The following is an 18,624-nucleotide window of genomic DNA, read 5'->3' as shown; positions in this document are numbered from 1 at the left end:
CCTGACCTGCGGCCGGGAGTCTCCAGCGGTCAGCCTCATGTCCCTCGTCGAAGCAATTGCCGCACCGTGGCCGGAGCAAGCCAAGAAGGTGTTCGGCTGATCCTCAGTGAAAGCTCGCCTGAAACGTCGTCGCGGTGAGAGCGACATGGGCATCGAGCGGCGGGTGAAGCTCGAAGGCCTTCGGCTCGCGCGAGAAGTTCCAGAGCCGGAACAGGCGCCATTCCGATCGGCGTTCCTCGGCCACGGCCAGTTCGTTGCGGGTGATCAGGAACGGCGTGCTCCCATCCGTTCGTCGTCTTCACCTCGATCAGGCGGGACCGCCCATCCGGTGCAAAGCTCTCGATATCATAACCTGCGCCGTCGCCATCCTCTTCCGACACCCAGCGTACCCTCCGCGCCAGATCCTCGCGCCCCACGGCATGAAGCGAAGCCTGCTCATGCGCCAGCACACATTCCTCGCCCGCGCGACCGAGCGCGCGGTTTCGCTCGTCCCGGCCCGCGACATCGAATTTGCGGGCGATATGCAGCATCTGCTCCAACTCCTGCGGCGGTGGCTGGTTGGACAGCGTAGGGGGTGGGCCGATCCAGAGCCGCGCGGCCTCCTGTAGGCCGGTGACCGGACGCATGCCCGGCATCCGGCCGAGCCAGTCGGGATGGAGCACGAGCCAGCGCGCCACCGCATCGACCAGCGTCATCTGGAAATTGAACGCCGGCTTGTAGCCGGGGATCCAGTCCTCGCCGAGCCCCTTCAGCACCGCACTGATGTTCTGGTGTTTGAACTCGATCGACGTGCGTGTGCGGTCGATCCGTTCCTGAAGCCGCCGGTTGTGCTCGGCCTTATTATAGGGGCGCCTGGCAATGTCATCGGCCAGCATCGCGAAGTAGTCCGCGACGATCAGGTTGTTCTCTTCATCTGTCCAGGGCCCGTTCGACATTGCGTCAGGCTAAAGGGCAGAAGTCCTTTTGTCATCAGAGACTTCCGGTACAAAGATATCGTGGCGCTCCTTCCTTGGTGCCCGTCTTCAATATAACCAAAAATGCACACACGCGCAATGCGCTCTCCGCTGTTGCCCGAGATGCGTCGGACAGAGCTGGACCGATCGAGTCTCCGGCTGCCTCGTGGGAGACCGCATCCGGACATATGACTTGATAGCATTTTTTATCCACGCCTACGTCCTGTCGCAGTCAAACCGACTTGTGCGAAAGGAAACGAATATGTCCGTCAGACATCTCAACCAGATCGAGCTGGCCGCTCGCTGGAACATCAGCCATCGTACGCTCGAGCGCTGGCGCTGGGTGGGTGAAGGCCCCCGATTCCTCAAAATCGGAGGTCGCGTGATCTACAGGGTGGAAGATGTCGAAGCGTTCGAACTCGAAGTGCTGAGAGCCGCCGGGGAAGAACAGAAACGTGGCTGACTTTCTCGCGACTTGAAGTCAGGGCGTGGCCGAGGCACAGCCACTATCCTCGCCTTCCCGTCTGCACTCAGGCGCTCCCAATTCCGATTGAACCCGCGCCGCTTCTCAGATAGCTTGACCGGAAGTCCAGTAACTGGGTTCGCCTAGTTACAAGACGGATCATGTCACTGGGAGTGCGTGGTGGGAACAGCAAAGGCCGATCTGCGGTGGGGTGTCGAGCGTCGGCTCGAATTCATCGAGTTCCGCCTGTTTTGGGAGGGGCATGTGAATCGGGGCGATCTGATGGATGCGTTCGGCGTGTCGGTGAACCAAGCGTCCACCGACCTGAACCGCTACATCGGTATGGCCCCGGACAACATGGTCTACGACAAGAGCGCACGAGCCTACATCCGGGGCGCCAAATTCGAGCCACTTTTCCTGACGCCGGACGCCAGCCGCTATCTCTCTCAGTTGCGCTCCGTTGCCGACGGCATTCTTGACCATGCTGATGCCTGGATCGGCCAGTTCCCGTCCTACGAGGCCGCACCGACCCCCGTCCGCGGCGTCGGTGCCAAAACCCTGCGTTCAGTCATCGCCGCGATCCATCGATCAGAGGCTATCGAGGTCAGGTATCAATCGCTGTCCCGACCGGAGCCGCGCTGGCGCTGGATCGCACCACACGCCATCGCGTTCGATGGCTTTCGCTGGCACACGCGAGCCTTCTGCCTCACCGACCAGAGCTTTAAGGACTTCCTGCTCTCGCGGATCATCGAGACCCGCGGCACCAAACCGAGCGAGATCGGCACTGATGGAGATGCCGACTGGAACGAGCAGGTGACTTTGGAGATCGGACCGCACCCAGAGTTGTCCGACACGCAGAAGAAAGTCATCGCGCTCGACTACGGAATGCGCGGCGGAAAGGCCAGGATCCCGGTCCGCAAGGCGCTTCTCTACTACGCGCTGAAGCGGCTGGGACTGGACACCGATCCGGCTGCGCGACGCCCTCACGACCAACAGATCGTGCTTCTGAATAGAGAGAGCATAGGGAAGAACATATCGCCGGACCGAGATGATCGGAGAACCGATTTAGAAGGTCGGACTGGTTAGAGGGCGGAGGGTTGCAATGATCACTGGGTATCACGCCAAGCTCTTCGCGCATGAATTGAGCAAGCGGCATTCTGTTGCCGACACTGAGAAACTTGCAGGAGCGCTTTTGGATGCTCAGGTCGACCTAAATCCACATCAGGTCGAGGCTGCGCTTTTCGCCTTTAAGTCACCCCTTTCAAAGGGGGCGATACTCGCTGACGAAGTTGGTCTTGGAAAAACGATTGAAGCCGGCTTGGTGCTTGCCCAGAAATGGGCCGAGGGCAAGCGACGTATCCTGATCATTACACCAGCAAATCTACGAAAGCAGTGGTCCCAGGAAGTAGAAGAAAAGTTCTTCCTTCCAACGCTCATTCTTGAGGCCAGGAACCACAACAAAATGTCGAAGGGTGGGATGCGCAGCCCATTCGAGCAAAACCGGTTGGTCATCTCTTCGTTTCAATTCGCAGCACGTCACGCCGAAGCATTGATGGTCATCCCTTGGGACTTGGTGGTCATTGACGAGGCACATCGTCTCAGAAACGTGTACAGGCCGGATAATCGTATTGGCCGCACTTTGAAGGGCGCGCTTGTCAACGCTCCCAAGATCCTGTTGACGGCAACGCCGCTGCAGAATTCCCTGATGGAGTTGTATGGACTAGTCAGCCTGATCGACGACTTCACGTTCGGTGACGCCAAGAGCTTCCGGGCCAAGTACTCACGGCTCACTGGCGATGACCAGTTCGACGAACTGAAGCAACGCCTCCAAGCGGTTAGTCATCGCACCCTGCGGCGGCAGGTTCTCGAGTATATTCGCTACACCAATCGGATCCCGATCACACAAGAGTTCGTACCGACGGAGGCGGAGCAGGCACTTTACGACATGGTGTCTAACTACCTCCGCAGGCCTTCGCTGCACGCGTTGCCGTCAGCTCAGCGCACCCTCATGACGCTGATAATGCGCAAGCTGCTCGCATCCTCCACCTTTGCCATTGCAGGGGCTCTTGATTCCCTTGCAAAGAAACTCGAGCGGCAGCTTAAGCAGGATACAGACCTCCGGAGCAAGCTCGAGGAGGAACTGGCGGAGGACTACGAGGAATTCGACGAGCTTGCCGACGAATGGTCGGAGGGTAACGATCAGCCGGAACTTCTTTCTCCGGACGACATCAACGCCATCGAGAAGGAAATATCCGACCTACGCGAGTTTCGGGATCTCGCTGTTTCTATTTCTGAGAACGCCAAGGGAGAAGCGCTGCTGAGCGCTCTGAGGGCTGGCTTTGCAAAGACGCAGGAGCTTGGCGCCGCCCAGAAGGCCATCATCTTCACAGAGTCTAGGCGCACACAGGAGTATCTCGTCCGCCTGCTTTCCGAAAATGGATACGGAGATCAGCTCGTTCTGTTCAACGGATCCAACAATGACCCGCAGTCCAAGGCGATCTATGGAGCCTGGCTGGAGAAACACAAGGGCACAGATCGCATTACCGGCTCACGAACGGCAGACATCCGCGCCGCGTTGGTCGAGTACTTCCGTGAACGCGCTTCAATCATGATCGCCACCGAAGCGGCCGCAGAGGGCATAAACCTCCAGTTCTGTTCCATCGTGGTGAACTATGACCTGCCCTGGAACCCTCAGCGCATCGAGCAACGGATCGGTCGCTGCCACCGGTACGGGCAGCTCTACGATGTGGTTGTGGTCAATTTCCTGAACAAGAACAATGCCGCGGATCAACGCGTCTACGAACTCTTGGCGGAGAAGTTCCAGCTGTTCTCGGGGGTTTTCGGCGCATCGGATGAAGTCCTGGGATCGATCGAATCCGGTGTCGAGTTCGAGAAACGGATCGTCTCCATCTATCAGAATTGCCGAACGACCGAGGAAATCGAGGCCGAATTTTCGCGTTTGCGCGGCGAGATGGATGAGAACATCAGCGCCGCCATGGAGGACACGCGCCGGAAGCTCCTCGAGAATTTTGACGCGGAGGTCCACGACCGCCTGAAGATCAATCTCGACAAGAGCAAGGAATACATCGGTCGTTACGAACGGATGCTCTGGGCGGTGACACGGCACGAGCTTCGCGATCATGCGCGGTTCGATGATGAACATCTGACCTTTACGCTGAAGGAATCGCCGAGCGGAGTCGCGGTCCCCACCGGAGGTTATGGCATCGCCAAGAATGGTCTGAGCGAGCACAGGTACCGCTTGGGCCATCCGATGGCACAGCATGTCATCCAGCGCGCCAAAGACCGGTCGTTGAACGGCGCTTCGCTCATCTTTGATTACTCCGCCTGGCCGGCAAAGGCGGTCAGCATTGAGCCGCTCGTAGGGCGCAGTGGCATATTGGCTGCACGCTGCCTCAGCTTCTCCGGCTTTGACGAACAGGATCATATCCCGCTCGCGGCCATCACGGATGAGGGCACTGTCATCGAGGAAGAGACCGTTCGGCGCCTGTTCGAAATGCCCTGCCGTGTCGTGGACGATCCCGCGTGGATCGACAGTGCCCGACTTGAGGGCGCCCTCGCCGCGCGCGAGAAGGCTGTCACCGAAGCTCTGAAGCGCCAGAACGCGGAGTGGTTCTCAGCCGAGAGCCAGAAGCTCGAAAGGTGGGCCGAGGACAAGGTGTTTGCAGCCGAGAAGGAATTGAAGGATGCGAAGGCGCGGATCCTGGAGCTCAAGCGTGAGGCGCGCACCGCCGAGTCCCCCGAGGAACAGCGCCGCATCCAGGTGCAGATTCAGGATCTGGAGAAATCCAAGCGCCGGCTGCGCCAACGCATCTTCGAGGTGGAGGACGAGATCATCGAGGAACGAGACCAGATGATCACCGACCTTGAAGCCCGCCTCCAGCAGCATATCAGCAAACAAGAGCTCTTCGCCGTCCGTTGGGCGGTGGTATGAGCCAACAGAACGCAGGAAAATCCGTCACATGCCGAACGTTGAGAAACAGAGAGACCGCCTGATCAGCCTGCTGAAGGAGCTGTTCCAACTCGACCAGCCCGACCTGGACTTCGGCTTCTATCGCATCATGCACGCCAAGGCCGGCCAGGTGACGAAGTTTCTCGAGGAGGACCTGCTGGGCATCATTCGCGAGGCATTTGGGGAGGCCGACGAGGCGCGTGTCGCAGAAGCGCGGGCGGCCTATGAGGCGGCGCGCAAGCAGGCCGAGGAATTCGGCGCGCCCGATCCCGATGCGGCGCCGAAAGTGAGGGAAGCCAAGGCGGCTTGGGACGCAGCGAAGGACAGCGGCAGCAACGAGGGCGACGTTTACGATCACCTCTACCGCTTCTTCGAGCGCTACTACGACAGCGGCGACTTCATGAGCCGCCGCTATTTCGTGCGGGAAACGGACGGCAAGGCAGCTTCACCTTCGACCCGACGCAGGCGAAGGAGTTCCAGACACATCACGGCGCGCTGCTGGCGCAGAAGCCGCTCAAGGTCCATTGCCACATCGTCTCCGCCAGCGAGGGCGAGCACAACAACGTCAAGGCATCCGAGCAGACCGAGCGCTACTTCATCATCCACGAGCCGGAGCCGGTGAGGATCGAGACGGGCGACAGCGGCGAACCGGAGCTGTTCATCCAGTTCCAGTACCGCCCGGACCCCGAGAAAACCGGCCAAGAGGGAACGTGGCGGAAGAAGCGCCTGACCGAGGCGGCCGAGAAAGTGAAGGCGTTGCTGCCCACGCTGGAGGGCGCGGACGATTTTGTGACCGCGCTGATGACCCCGGCCCCGACCGAGACGGAGAAGGACCGGGCTCTGCTGGAGAAATACCTGGCTCAATATACGGCCCGGAACACGATGGACTACTTCATCCACAAGGATCTGGGCGGGTTCCTGCGGCGCGAGCTGGATTTCTACATCAAGAACGAGGTCATGCGGCTGGACGACATCGAGTCCGCCGATGCGCCGCGAGTGGAGACCTATCTCGCCAAGATCAAGGTGTTGCGACGCATCGCGTATTATCTGATCGACTTCCTCGCCCAGCTTGAGGACTTTCAGAAGAAGCTGTGGCTGAAAAAGAAGTTCGTAGTCGACACGCAGTACTGCATCACGCTCGACCGCATCCCAGTGGAGTTCTATCCAGAGATCGCGGTGAATGACGCGCAGCGGGAGGATTGGGTTACTCTGTTCGCCGCGCACGAATTAGAGGGGTATAGCAATCCTCTTTCGGTGGAATTTCTCCACCTCCATCAGCAATTGATCGTTGATACAGAATTATTTTCGGAAACGCTGCGCGATCAAATTGTTGCAGGCATTGAGGAGCTGGATCAATCTCTCCACGGTATTCTGCTACACTCGGACAATTCCCAAGTCCTGCGCCTCCTATCGCCAAAGTATCAAAATAGTGTTCAGACAACATATATTGATCCGCCATACAACACCGGCTCAGATGGGTTTATTTACAAGGACTCTTTGAAATCGTCATCGTGGACCTCGATGATGCATGAACGGCTGGCGGCGTATGCTTCTCTCATGTCAGATAAAGGCGTCATTTTTTGCAGCATCAATGAAGTTCAACGTGCTGAGCTGGATTGGTGCATGAGAAGTGTTTTTGGGACTGAGAATCGCGTTGAGGAGCTCATTTGGGCGCGTGACACAGTCAGCAACAACTCTCCAGCATACTCTACGAACCACGAGTACATCGAGGTCTTTGCGAAATCTAAGGCCCGCGTTGAAGCGGAGAAATCGATGTTTCGCGAAGAGCGGCCAGGCTATTTCGAAGTTCGCGAGCTGATTGATCGAATTGGGAACGAGTTCCCTCCTATCGCTGAGGTAGAGGGCGCTCTGAAGGCTTTGTACACGGAACATCGAGACCAGTTCATCTTAGAAGCTCAAGAACTAGGGCTCTCAAAAGCAGAGGCGAAGAAGGCAGACCCGTGGAAGGGCTTGTATCCTTACAGATTTGCTGAATACCGGGATGCAGACGGGAAGCTCGTCGAGGAGGTCGATGCGAAGAAAATGATGGCTAGCATTTGGGTCTACCGCGAGGTGGAGCCGTCCATGCCCTCTGGAAAACAAGCATCCGATATTCGGGATTCTAATTCGGACAACTTTCGGTTTTACGCTCCACCTCACCCGATTACAGAAAGGCCCTGCAAGCCACCGAAGCGCGGATGGGCATTCCCCCAGAAGTCTATAGGTACCCGTCCTTCTTTTGAGGGGTATCGAGACGACCACAGGATCGTCTTCAAAGCGGATGAAAACTCAATTCCGCAGCTCAAATATTTTCTGCATGAGGTCGGATCGGTGGTGTCGACTTCTGTTATCCGACAGTATTCGGATGGCGAACCAAAGCTGGAAGCGTTGTTCGGTGAAAAAGGTTTCATTGACAACCCAAAGCCGCCAGCGCTGGTGGAAAAGCTTGTCAGACAAACAACTGACAAGAGTTCGTGGGTAATGGACTTTTTTGCAGGCTCAGGCACGACCGCTAGCGCGGTCTTTGACGCAAACCGCGCTGACAACGGACAGCGCCGGCACATCTTATGCGAAGTCGGAAGCTACTTTGACGCCGTACTCAAGCCTCGGGCTATCAAGTCGGCTTACAGTTCATCGTGGAGTGAAGGTGCACCCATTGAGAAAGATGGCGTATCGACACTGATTAAATATCATCGACTCGAGTCCTACGAAGATGCGCTAAACAACTTATCGCTGACCCCGAGCCCTGACATATCGCAAGCGGGCGTTGATTTTGCGCGTGACTACATGCTCCGCTATTGGCTCGACTTCGAGACCAAGGGCAGCTCGTCGCTCCTGAACATCGAGTGGTTCGACGATCCCACGGCTTACAAGCTGAAGATCAAGAAGCCCGGCACGGACGAGTATGTCGAGAAGGCCGTGGACCTGATCGAGACGTTCAACTGGCTGATCGGCCTGCATGTCGAGCATCTGGACCGCTGGCGCGGCTATGACGCCGTCTTCAAGCGTGAGATCGATCCCGAGTTGCCGGAGGACTCGAGCACCCGGCTGATGCTCGACGGCGCGCTGAAGGAGACCGACGGCGGTGCCTGGCGTTTTCGCAAGGTCGAGGGCTACACCCTGCGCACCCCCGGCGATCACAACGACCGCGAGAAGGTGCTCGTCGTCTGGCGCAAGCTGACTGGCGATCTCGAGCAGGACAACCTAATGCTGGACGAGTGGTTCCGTAAGTACCGCGTGTCCGCGCAGGACACCGAGTTCGACGTGATCTACGTGAACGGCTCCAACAACCTGCCCAACCTCCGCCAGGCCGAGGAGACCTGGAAAGTGCGCCTGATCGAGGAAGCCTTCCATCAGGCGATGTGGGACGTGGAGGGCTGATCCATGGCGAGAAAGCCCAAGTCCTCGGCCAAGCCGCTCCCCTTTGGCCACAAGCTGGTGCTGAACCAGTGGATCGTCAGCCTGTTCGGCTTCGACCCGCTGAAGGACCACAAGGACGGCAAGCGTACCCTGCGGCCGGTGCAACCACTGGCGAAGACGGTGAAGGACGCGCCGGAGGGCATGACGTCCGAGAACCTGCACCACTTCTACAAGGCGCTGGACGTCCACCTGCAGGAAGGCGCGCAGATCACGCGGGCCGACCTGCTACGCTACGAGCACAACATCGTCAGCCATACGCTGGCGATCAACGAGAAGCGCGACCGGCCGATCGTCTGGAAATACTATCAATGGCTCTCGCTGCTGTTCGCGGAGATCTATCTCGACCGCTTCTTCGCAGACCGCGAGGCGCTGCAGGAGGCGCTGAACGACTATGTCTCGGCATTCAACACCTACTGGACCGACGAGGGCTACGAGACGGGCATAACGCCCTATGAGCTCGACGACCTGAACAAGCTCTGCCTGCAGAACGCCACCGGCTCGGGGAAGACGCTGCTGATGCACGTCAACTTCCTCCAGTTCCGGCACTACGCATCGAAATCGCCGCTCAAGCACGACCTGACGCGGACCGTGCTGATCACGCCAAACGAGCAGCTTTCGTTGCAGCATGCGCGTGAGATGAAGGGGAGCAACATCGTGGCATCCCGCCTGCTGACAGACAGCGGCGACCTGCTGTCCTCGGGCAAGAACGGGCTTCGGCAGGTGGACTATACCGAGGTGACCAAGCTCGGGGACACGGACGGACCAAACATCATCGCAACCCGCAATCTGGGTGACCAGAACCTGCTTCTTGTCGATGAAGCCCACCGCGGAATGGGAAGTCAGGAAGAGCGCGGCTGGTTCAGAAGCCGGGCCCGCCTTTCGGAGAAGGGCTTCGTCTTCGAATACTCGGCCACCCTGAAGGAGGCCGTTTCAGCCGCAAAGCGTCCCGACATCGAGGCGTCCTACGCCAAGACGATCTTGTTCGACTACTCGTACAGGTATTTCTACGAGGACGGCTATGGCAAGGACTACCGCATCTTCAACCTGCCGCGGACCTTTGCCGAACTGGAGTTCTCCTACCTGACGGCGTGCCTTCTGAGCTTCTATCAGCAGCTGAAGCTCCACGAGGACAAGCATGGTCTGTATGCGCCCTACAATATCGAGAAGCCGCTCTGGGTATTCGTCGGGTCAAGCGTTACCAAGGCGACTGGATCGAAGGCAGAAAAGGAGACGGTCTCCGATGTTGGCAAGATCCTCGCCTTCATCGCGAAATTCCTCAAGCACGAGGCGACATCAGCCGCCGAGATCGAGCATATCCTGACCGGAAATGCTCAGGAAACCGGTTTGCTTGACGAGAACGGAGGTGACATCTTCGCGGGCGGCTTCGTCTATCTTCAGCAGCTCATGCTTCGGGAGGGATGGAAGCCCGAAGACCTCTTCCGTGACATCCTCGACAAGCTGTTTCAGAATCGCGCCGGCGGTGAATTGTCGATCGCTCGGATCAAGGGCGACGAAAACGAGATCATGCTGCGGGTCGGTCAGGCCGAAAAGCCCTTCGGGCTGATCAACGTCGGTGACGCATCGGGTTTGGCAAGCCATATCGCCGAGCGGGGTTTCGACAACGTTGCGGTCCTGGAATCCGAGTTTGCCGAGACCATGTTCGGTCAGATCAATCTGTCCAGCTCCCCGGTCAACCTGCTCATCGGTTCCAAGCGCTTCGTCGAAGGCTGGGATTGCTGGCGCGTCAGCACGCTCGGCCTCATGCATGTCGGCAAGAGCGAAGGCGCGCAAATTATCCAGCTGTTCGGTCGCGGTGTTCGCCTCAAGGGTTATGACTGGTCGCTCCAGCGCAGCAGCTTCGCCACACCCACCCACCAACCGGAACTGATCCAGTATGTTGAGACCCTGAACGTTTTCGGGATCGAGGCTGACTTCATGGAACGTTTCCGTAAGTTCCTCGAAGAAGAGGAGCTGCCGCGAAACGACCAGAAGCAGGTGTTCACCGTTCCCCTAACGGTCACCTACGATTTCGGGCAGCGCTTGAAGGTGCTGCGCCCGCGTAAGAAACGGGGAGATGGTCGGGAGTACGACTTCAAGCGCGATGGCGCTGTCCCGGCCTTAACCCTTGTGCCGGACAAAATTCGCCAGAAGGGCGTCGTCATCGACTGGTATCCCCGCATCCAGTCTCTCGAATCCAAGAAGGGCACCAGGCTTGGAAGCAAAGAAGAGACCGTCTTCGCTGAAGGCCATATGGCCTTTTTAGATTACGATGATCTGTTCTTCCGGCTTGAAAAGTTCAAGCGGGAACGCACCTGGCATAACCTCAACATCTCCAAGCCCATGATCAAAGTGCTCCTTGAGGATCGGACCTGGTACAAGGTCGTCGTGCCCTCGGGGAAGATGGAGTTCTCGGATTTCGGGAACGTAGCGCTGTGGCAAGAGATGGCGGCGGAGCTCCTGCAGAAATTTTCGGAGGAATTCTACAACTACTGCAAGGCCGCGTTCATCGAACCGCGGCTCGAGCTCCGGGAGATTGAAGCAGGCGATGGAAGCCTACCAGAAGCCGGCGAGTACCAACTGATCGTCGATGCCAGCGAAGCGGCTCTCATCAACGACATTCAAAGCCTCACCAAGCAGATCGCCGCCGGAAAGAGCGGAGTTCTCCGTGCCGGCGATTTGAAGGCCTGCCTGTTCGGGAGCCATCTTTACGAGCCAGTGCTTCACGTCATCAAGGGCAGCAAGATCCAGATTGCACCGGTATCGCTGAACGAGAGCGAATTCCAATTCCTCGATGACCTGCGCCTCTATATCGAACAAGATCAAGCCAGACTGGTATCAGAAGGGATTGAACTATTCTTGCTCCGCAACGAGAGCCGTGGGCGCGGGGTGGGCTTCTTCGAGGCGGGGAATTTTTATCCCGACTTCCTCCTTTGGCTCGTCAAGGACGGCAAGCAACACCTGGCCTTCGTGGAACCTCACGGTCTTCAGCATGAAGGCCCTGGTCACAAAAAGATCGAGTTCCACCTAGTCATCAAGGACATCCAGACGAGGCTCGCCAGTGACAATGTTGTCCTGAACAGTTTCATCGTCACACCGACACGGTTCGGTAAGCTGAATTGGGGCAAGACGATCCAGGAGTTGGAGGACATGCATGTGCTATTTATGGAGGATCAACGGGACACCTATGTCGCCTCTATCATTCAGCGAATGGCGGCATAAGCGGAGTTTGTTTGATGTCGGGAGTTTCAGGCGAGAGGCCTAGCTGGTTTGTCGGCGCTGCGTACAACCGCACCGAGGACCAGACGCCACGATTTCTAGCCGAGGGTATCTGGGAAAACGGCTACGAGGATGGGAAGTACGGAGATCTCGTGCGCTCGATGCGGCCGGGGGACAGGATCGCGATCAAATCGTCCTATACGCGCAAGCACGATCTTCCGTTCGACAATCGCGGTGCCACCGTCTCGGTGATGGCGATCAAGGCGGTTGGCACGATCACCGCGAATCTCGATGACGGCAAGCATGTGCGAGTCGACTGGTCGCCGGTTTCGTCGCCCCGCGAATGGTATTTCTACACCAATCGCGCGACTGTCTGGCGCGTCGCACCGGGCGGCTGGATGGAGGATGGACTGCTGGCCTTCGCCTTCGACGGTCAGACCCAGGACCTTGACCGTTTCCGCAACGAGCCGTTCTGGCGCGAACGATTCGGCGACGCGGGCGGCGAGCAGCGGTTTCGCTGGACCACGTTCTACAGCGCCGTTGCGGCGAAGCTTCTCGACTATCGGGCGGACCGGCGGCCGTTGATCGAAGGCATCCATGCCATCGCACAAGACATAGCTGGGCTCGGCTATCTCCAGGACCGCTATCCCGAAGGCGGAACCGGCCCACTGCGCGACATATGCCCCTTCACGACAATGGGCACGTTCAACCGCTCGATGACGGACGCCAATCGCCGTGCGATTGCAGGGGCGCTGGCAAGGCTGATCGGCGTGGAGGAGGAGCCACCGGCTTCCTTCGAGGGCATTCCAGTGCTGAACAACCAGCGGTCGTGGTTCTTCAGTTACGGCGACAAACGCGGCGAAAGCGACATCGACAAGCTGTGGGATGTGTTCGCTGCCGCGGCAGCGCTCGTGGAGGCCGATCAGCCAGAGCAGCGGGAGACGTTCATCACCGCCTACGACGCAGCGGTCGACGTCTGGGGTGCCTCATGGAATCTTTCGACCGGGCTCTACTGGTCGCATCCCTGGGAGTTCCCGACCCTAGACAGTAACTCGCGCGCGTTCCTGACGGGACGGCTCCAGATGCGGATCCCGACGATTGGACCGCAGAGACCCTGCAACGGCGCAACCTATCTCAAGCTTGTTGACGACCTGAATGCGCGATTCGGGGAGGACAGCTATCCGGTGCACAACTTCCCCGAGCTGTCGCTCGCTTCCTGGCGATACAAGGCGCCCGAGGGGTTGCAGACAGAGCGCGGCCCCGCCGACCCGGCCTCAACTGAGGATGAGGAGGAGTCCGCTGCCGCCGATCCTGTCCAGGCGCCTGCGCCTGCGGAACGTTACGATATCGACGACATCCTGCGCGACGGCTGCTTCCTTGAACGTGGCGAGATCGAGCGTCTGATAGAGCGCCTGCGCACCCGCAAGAACCTTATTCTTCAGGGGCCGCCGGGTACGGGAAAGACGTGGATCGCCAGGCGCCTCGCCTTCGCGCTGATGGGCGAGCGCGACGAGGCACGCGTCCGAGCCGTCCAGTTCCACCCGAACCTCTCGTACGAGGATTTCGTGCGCGGATGGCGGCCGAGCGGAGACGGAAAACTGACGCTCGCTGATGGCGTCTTCATGGAGGCAATCCGAGCGGCACTGAGCCAACCAGAGGCCCGTTTCGTCGTGATCATCGAGGAAATCAACCGCGGGAACCCGGCGCAGATCTTCGGCGAACTCCTGACTCTTCTTGAAGCGGGTAAGCGCACGCCGCGTGAGGCGCTGGAGCTCTGCTATCCCGATGCCGACGGCGTCCGCCGCCCGGTGCATGTGCCCGAGAACCTGTTTGTTATCGGCACCATGAACATCGCCGACCGCTCGCTCGCGCTTGTCGATCTCGCATTTCGCAGGCGCTTCGCTTTTGTCGGGCTCGAGCCGAGGCTTGGGCCAGCCTGGCGACGCTGGGTCACCGCAAACGGCGGCCTCGATCCCACCCTCGCCGAAGACATTGAGCGGCGCCTCCTCGCCCTGAACGCGCAGATCGCCGAGGCGTTCGGTCGCCAGTTTGAGATCGGACACAGCTACGTCACCCCGACGGCGAAGCTCGAACCGGGCGCCACGCGCGAATGGTTCTGCCAGGTGGCCGAGACGGAGATCGGCCCGCTGCTCGACGAATACTGGTTCGACGCGCCGAAATCGGCGCGCGAGGCCCTCGATCGACTGCTACAGGGATGGTGAGCGCCGACGCCGGGGTGAGCGAGACCGCCGCGGCGGGCTTCATCGGTCGCATCCCGGTGCGCAACATCTGGCTTCTGATGCTTTACGCCTCGGACCTGTTCCGGACGGCGGGCCGCACACTCGTCGACGTCGAGCACAACCCGGACGAGATTGCCGATCTCGTTGCCGAACTACTGGCGCAGGCGGTAGAGAAACGCCAGCGACGACAGATGAGCCTCGGCTACTGTCCGCGCAGCGCCGACCTGTCGCGGGTCCGGGGTCGGATCGACGTCCTGCGAACGGAGCGCCGACAGTTGCTCGCACGCGGCGCCGTGGCTTGCCGCTTCGTCGAGCTCAGCGTCGACACGCCGCGCAACCGCTTCGTCCGCGGCGCGCTCGAGGCAGTAGCGCGGCTGGTCGCGCGCCCTGAGCTTCGCCATCGTTGCCGCCGGTTGGCTGCGGATATGCAGGCCCTCGGTGTCGCCGGCGCCATGCCATCGCGAGCCGAGCTCAGCGCCGACCGTATTGGCCGTCACGACACGGCGGATCGCGAGATGCTCGCAGCGGCGATGCTTGCGATGGACCTCGTTCTGCCCACCGAGCGGGCTGGCCCGCGACCATTACCGATGCCGGATAGAGAGGAGCAGTGGGCCCGGCGGTTGTTCGAACGCGCCGTCGGCGGCTTCTACAAAATCTTCCTGCCACCGGAGCGCTGGCGCGTACGCACAGGCGGTGCGCTCGACTGGCCGATCGACTGGTGGACCGAGGGTGCGCGAGAGATATTGCCGGGGATGCAGACTGATGTCATGCTCGACGATGCGCTGGTGGACCGCCGTATCGTGATCGATACCAAGTTCACTGGCATGGTGACGGCGGGCTGGCGCCGCGAGGCAACGTTGCGTAGCGCGTACCTTTACCAAATCTACGCGTATATACGTTCACAGGCAGGACGTGGCGATCCACTGGCTGACAAGGCCGAGGGCTTGTTGCTGCACCCGGTCATCGGTGAAACCATCGACGAAGCCATCTCGGTGCACGGTCATCTCATTCGGTTCGCCACAGTAGATCTCGCGGCCGACAGCGGAACTATCCGTCGGCAACTTCTGAAGCTCAGCTTGCAGTTCAGAAACGAGACTTCTGCGGATGGACCTTCATACGCGTGATCGCTTGCGGTTGCCCACAGAAACAGGCTGCCTGTATTCACCCGACCTTCGCTCCCCAGAAGGACGTGTGATCGGCGGCGAAATACCGTAACCGCCCGATTGTTACCGCGGCGACAGTGCCTTGATGCGGGCGACGAGTTCCGCGTCATCGACAAAGTCGTCGAGGAACGCGTGCCAGGTTTCGGTGGTGATGCGCGCGTCCCTGAGCATGTCTTTCAGTTCATCGATACCGTCATCGGTCAGGGCGGTGACGGTGTCATCCGGGCCGGTATAGACGCTGATGATCGAGCCATAGGTCAGGTTGTCGTCGTTGTAGACGATGGCTTTGAGAAGCTCGGGGTCTTCGCCCAGCATCGTAACCGCCCGATTGTTACCGCGGCGACAGTGCCTTGATGCGGGCGACGAGTTCCGCGTCATCGACAAAGTCGTCGAGGAACGCGTGCCAGGTTTCGGTGGTGATGCGCGCGTCCCTGAGCATGTCTTTCAGTTCATCGATACCGTCATCGGTCAGGGCGGTGACGGTGTCATCCGGGCCGGTATAGACGCTGATGATCGAGCCATAGGTCAGGTTGTCGTCGTTGTAGACGATGGCTTTGAGAAGCTCGGGGTCTTCGCCCAGCATCTTTGCGACGTAGTCGAGGGTGCAGACGTGGGTGACGGTTGCCATCAGGCGGCCTCGTGCAGGGCGGAGGGCAGCGGCGACCAGTTCCAGGGCAACAGATCGTCGAGCCGATTGATCTTGTGATCGTGGATGCGGGCCAGGATGTCGGCCAGATAGGCTTGGGGATCCAGGCCGTTCATCTTGGCAGTTTCAATGAGCGTCATGGCGCGGGCCAGCGTTTCGGCTCCGGTATCCGCACCGGCGAAGAGCCAGTTGCGGCGCCCGACACCGATCGGGCGCAGCGCGCGCTCGGCAGGATTGTTGTCGATCGCCACCCGGCCGTCCTCAAAAAACAGGCTGAAGGCGTCCCGACGGCTCAGCCCATAGCGGAAGGCCTTGGCCAGATCCCCCTTGCCGCGGATCCGCGGGAGCTGCTGCTCCGACCAGGCGAAGAAGGCCTCGACCTTCGGGGCACTGTGTTTCCGGCGCGCGGCAAGGCGGATATCAGCGGGATGGCCGGTGATCTCTCGCTCGATGTCGTAGAGTGCGCCGATGCGGTCGAGCGCCTCGCGGGCGATCGCGGATTTGGTCTTGTCCCATTCGTCATGGAAGTCCCGCCGCAGGTGGGCCCAACATGCGGCCTCCCGCAGGCGCGGCGTCCCGTCTGGGTCCGGGTCGTAGAGCTTGGCATAGCCCTTGTAGCCATCGGCCTGGAGAATGCCGCGGGTCCGGGCCAGATGGCGATGAACGTGCTCTTCCTTCCAGTCGGGCGCGAAGGCATAGACCGCGCCGGGCGGTGAGGCGCCTGCCCAAGGGCGCTGATCGCGGACATAGGCCCAGATCCGGCCCTTCTTCACCCCCTTGCCCAACCCCTTGTCGCGGCCCGCGCGATCCAGCACCCGGATCGGTGTGTCATCGGCATGCAGCAGGTCGCTGGCCATCACATCCACCTCGATCCGTTCGATCAATGGGGCCAGCACCCTCATTGCCCGACCGCACCAGTCGACCAGTGTGCTGTCGGGGATGTCGGCGCCCATCCGGGTGAAGATCTCATGCTGGCGATAAAGCGGAAGGTGGTCGTCGAACTTGGAGACGAGGATATGCGCCAGCAGGCCCGGGCCTGCCATGCTGCCGGGGATCGGGCGGCTGGGGGCCGGAACCTGCACCATGCGCTCACAGCGGCGGCAGGATTTCTTGAGCCGGGCGATCTGCACGACCTGCAACTGCGCCGCGATCAGATCCAGCATCTCGCTGACATCCTCGCCCACCAGGCGCAGATCACCACCGCAATCGGGGCAGCAACTGCCGGGATCCAGCTCTTGCCGCTCGCGCGGCGTGCTGTCCGAGACTCGGGGGCGTCGGCGGGATGGGCGGTCACCGCCTTCATCGGTGGCTGACGTTTCCAGCACATCATCGCCCTGACTGTCATCCGGAACTGAGGTCTCACTTTCGGCCGTTGCGATCAGCAGATCCTCCAGCGCCAGTTCCAGTTGCTCGATCTCGCGTTCGATCTTTTCCGAGGACTGGCCGAAGACCTGCTTCTTCAGCTTGGCGATGCGCAGTCGCAGGGTCTGGATCAACTGGTCATGGGCGCGCAGCGTGGCCGAGATCTTCGCGTTTTCCGCCTGCAACGCCACGATCAGCGCCTTCAGAAGCGCCGGGTCATCGGGAAGGGTCTGGGCCGCATTCGACATGCGTCCGACTACCACAGGGCAGCGATCCTGACCATAAAAACGAGGTGTTTCAGCAGGATAAATCAGCCCACCCGGGCCGGCGGCGCGCCCCAATCCGGCCTACGCCAATCAATGCCCTCCCACAGCATCGCCAACTGCGCCGAGGTCAGGCGAACCGCACCATCACCACGTGTAGGCCAGGGAAAGCGGCCCTTTTCCAGCACCTTGTAATACAGGCAGAAGCCTTGCCCGTCCCAATGAAGCAATTTCAACCTGTCGCCGCGACGCCCACGGAATGCAAAGACCGCACCGCCGGTCGGCTTCTGGCGCAGAACATCCTGGGCAAGTGCAGCCAGCCCGGTGATCCCCTTCCTCATATCTGTCACGCCGCAGGCCAGATAGACACGAACGCCGGTTCCCGGCCCGATCATGCCCCTTCCACCGCACGGATCACATGTGTCAGCGTCACGGTATCCAGAGCCGGATCGAAGCGCAGGCAGCGACCATTCGCCAACTGCAACTCGATCTGGGCAGGCCGAGGCGTTCCTGCGCAGATGGCCGCTGACTGCATCACCAATTCCGTGGGCCGGTCCAGTTCAACCGGCAGAAACAGCGCCTCCGGAGACGCCGAAACCACGCCCTTCTTCTTCAGTTGGTGCCGCCAGGCATAGATTTGCTGCCGTGTTACATCGTGCCGCTGTGCAACCTGCGTCACTGTCGCCCCGTCCACGCCGACCGACAAAACGATCTCGAGCTTCTCCTCGTCGCTCCACCGCCGCCGCCGCTCCAGTCCAAGAATATCGCCCCGCATCCCCACACCCGCATAAGACACGTCATTAACGACGTCACTATGCATGTGCCTTAATCCATCAGCCCAAACTCAGGCAGGCGGTAACAATCGGGCCGTTACAAACGATCCGGGGCAGTCGTCGCTCTTTTGAAAAGCAGCGACCTTGTATTCTGG

The 18,624-nt window shown here is 60.0% G+C and carries 13 protein-coding genes and 1 pseudogene; 8 read left to right on the top strand and 6 right to left on the bottom strand.

The window, feature by feature from the left end:
* Positions 1-103 precede the first annotated feature (103 nt).
* Positions 104-935 (bottom strand): annotated as a pseudogene (locus KF941_RS03350) (DUF3883 domain-containing protein).
* A 280-nt stretch (positions 936-1,215) separates the two neighbouring features.
* Between KF941_RS03350 and KF941_RS03345 the strand changes: the two are divergent.
* The 8 genes from KF941_RS03345 (at position 1,216) to mcrC (ending at position 15,386) form a co-directional block, all read left to right on the top strand.
* Positions 1,216-1,416 (top strand): helix-turn-helix domain-containing protein, encoded by a 201-nt coding sequence (locus KF941_RS03345; RefSeq protein WP_214272541.1) that lies wholly within the window; start codon positions 1,216-1,218, stop codon positions 1,414-1,416.
* A gap of 180 nt (positions 1,417-1,596) precedes the next feature.
* The gene (locus KF941_RS03340) at positions 1,597-2,502 is read left to right on the top strand and encodes a WYL domain-containing protein (RefSeq protein WP_214272540.1); all 906 of its coding nucleotides are present in this window, start codon (positions 1,597-1,599) and stop codon (positions 2,500-2,502) included.
* 16 nt (positions 2,503-2,518) lie between these two features.
* Entirely contained in the window at positions 2,519-5,368 is a 2,850-nt protein-coding gene (locus KF941_RS03335; RefSeq protein ID WP_214272539.1) for an SNF2-related protein, read from the top strand.
* 28 nt (positions 5,369-5,396) lie between these two features.
* On the top strand, positions 5,397-6,008 hold the full coding sequence (locus KF941_RS03330) for a hypothetical protein (RefSeq protein ID WP_214272538.1): 612 nt from the start codon (positions 5,397-5,399) through the stop codon (positions 6,006-6,008).
* A complete protein-coding gene (locus KF941_RS03325; RefSeq protein ID WP_214272537.1) occupies positions 6,005-8,767 on the top strand; it encodes a site-specific DNA-methyltransferase in 2,763 nt (920 codons plus the stop codon). Before KF941_RS03330 ends, KF941_RS03325 begins: the two co-directional genes overlap by 4 nt.
* 3 nt (positions 8,768-8,770) lie before the next feature.
* Entirely contained in the window at positions 8,771-12,025 is a 3,255-nt protein-coding gene (locus KF941_RS03320) for a DEAD/DEAH box helicase (protein WP_214272536.1), read from the top strand.
* Positions 12,026-12,039: 14 nt separating this feature from the next.
* Positions 12,040-14,244, top strand: coding sequence for an AAA family ATPase (locus KF941_RS03315; RefSeq protein WP_214272535.1), 2,205 nt, complete (start codon positions 12,040-12,042; stop codon positions 14,242-14,244).
* Entirely contained in the window at positions 14,238-15,386 is a 1,149-nt protein-coding gene (mcrC, locus tag KF941_RS03310; protein WP_214272534.1) for a 5-methylcytosine-specific restriction endonuclease system specificity protein McrC, read from the top strand. The genes KF941_RS03315 and mcrC overlap by 7 nt, the downstream gene beginning before the upstream one ends.
* A gap of 102 nt (positions 15,387-15,488) precedes the next feature.
* On the opposite strand, the gene KF941_RS03305 is transcribed toward mcrC, so the two are convergent.
* The 5 genes from KF941_RS03305 to KF941_RS03285 all read right to left on the bottom strand — a co-directional run bounded on the left by KF941_RS03305 (position 15,489) and on the right by KF941_RS03285 (position 18,516).
* On the bottom strand, positions 15,489-15,740 hold the full coding sequence (locus KF941_RS03305) for a hypothetical protein (protein WP_214272533.1): 252 nt from the start codon (positions 15,738-15,740) through the stop codon (positions 15,489-15,491).
* Positions 15,741-15,756: 16 nt separating this feature from the next.
* A complete protein-coding gene (locus KF941_RS03300) occupies positions 15,757-16,053 on the bottom strand; it encodes a hypothetical protein (protein ID WP_214272532.1) in 297 nt (98 codons plus the stop codon).
* On the bottom strand, positions 16,053-17,681 hold the full coding sequence (locus KF941_RS03295) for an IS66 family transposase (protein WP_214273635.1): 1,629 nt from the start codon (positions 17,679-17,681) through the stop codon (positions 16,053-16,055). The genes KF941_RS03300 and KF941_RS03295 overlap by 1 nt, the downstream gene beginning before the upstream one ends.
* A gap of 62 nt (positions 17,682-17,743) precedes the next feature.
* Positions 17,744-18,091 carry an IS66 family insertion sequence element accessory protein TnpB gene (gene tnpB / locus KF941_RS03290; protein WP_214272531.1) on the bottom strand — a complete coding sequence of 116 codons (348 nt, stop codon included), beginning with the start codon at positions 18,089-18,091 and terminating at the stop codon, positions 17,744-17,746.
* Positions 18,088-18,516 (bottom strand): transposase, encoded by a 429-nt coding sequence (locus KF941_RS03285; RefSeq protein ID WP_214272530.1) that lies wholly within the window; start codon positions 18,514-18,516, stop codon positions 18,088-18,090. Before KF941_RS03285 ends, tnpB begins: the two co-directional genes overlap by 4 nt.
* Positions 18,517-18,624: the final 108 nt, after the last annotated feature.

The sequence above is a fragment of the Paracoccus sp. pheM1 genome (assembly GCF_018499825.1).
GTDB classification, from domain to species: Bacteria; Pseudomonadota; Alphaproteobacteria; order Rhodobacterales; family Rhodobacteraceae; genus Paracoccus; species Paracoccus versutus.
The sequence above is the reverse complement of the archived record's forward strand: the minus strand, read 5'-3'. Positions and strand labels throughout refer to the sequence as shown.

Bases quoted from the DNA above. Each gene is read 5' to 3' on its own strand.
- KF941_RS03285 (WP_214272530.1), bottom strand. From the start codon at position 18,516: ATGCATAGTGACGTCGTTAATGACGTGTCTTATGCGGGTGTGGGGATG.
- mcrC (WP_214272534.1), top strand. From the start codon at position 14,238: ATGGTGAGCGCCGACGCCGGGGTGAGCGAGACCGCCGCGGCGGGCTTC.
- KF941_RS03315 (WP_214272535.1), top strand. From the start codon at position 12,040: ATGTCGGGAGTTTCAGGCGAGAGGCCTAGCTGGTTTGTCGGCGCTGCG.
- KF941_RS03295 (WP_214273635.1), bottom strand. From the start codon at position 17,681: ATGTCGAATGCGGCCCAGACCCTTCCCGATGACCCGGCGCTTCTGAAG.
- KF941_RS03330 (WP_214272538.1), top strand. From the start codon at position 5,397: ATGCCGAACGTTGAGAAACAGAGAGACCGCCTGATCAGCCTGCTGAAG.
- KF941_RS03320 (WP_214272536.1), top strand. From the start codon at position 8,771: ATGGCGAGAAAGCCCAAGTCCTCGGCCAAGCCGCTCCCCTTTGGCCAC.
- tnpB (WP_214272531.1), bottom strand. From the start codon at position 18,091: ATGATCGGGCCGGGAACCGGCGTTCGTGTCTATCTGGCCTGCGGCGTG.
- KF941_RS03345 (WP_214272541.1), top strand. From the start codon at position 1,216: ATGTCCGTCAGACATCTCAACCAGATCGAGCTGGCCGCTCGCTGGAAC.
- KF941_RS03305 (WP_214272533.1), bottom strand. From the start codon at position 15,740: ATGCTGGGCGAAGACCCCGAGCTTCTCAAAGCCATCGTCTACAACGAC.
- KF941_RS03300 (WP_214272532.1), bottom strand. From the start codon at position 16,053: ATGGCAACCGTCACCCACGTCTGCACCCTCGACTACGTCGCAAAGATG.
- KF941_RS03335 (WP_214272539.1), top strand. From the start codon at position 2,519: ATGATCACTGGGTATCACGCCAAGCTCTTCGCGCATGAATTGAGCAAG.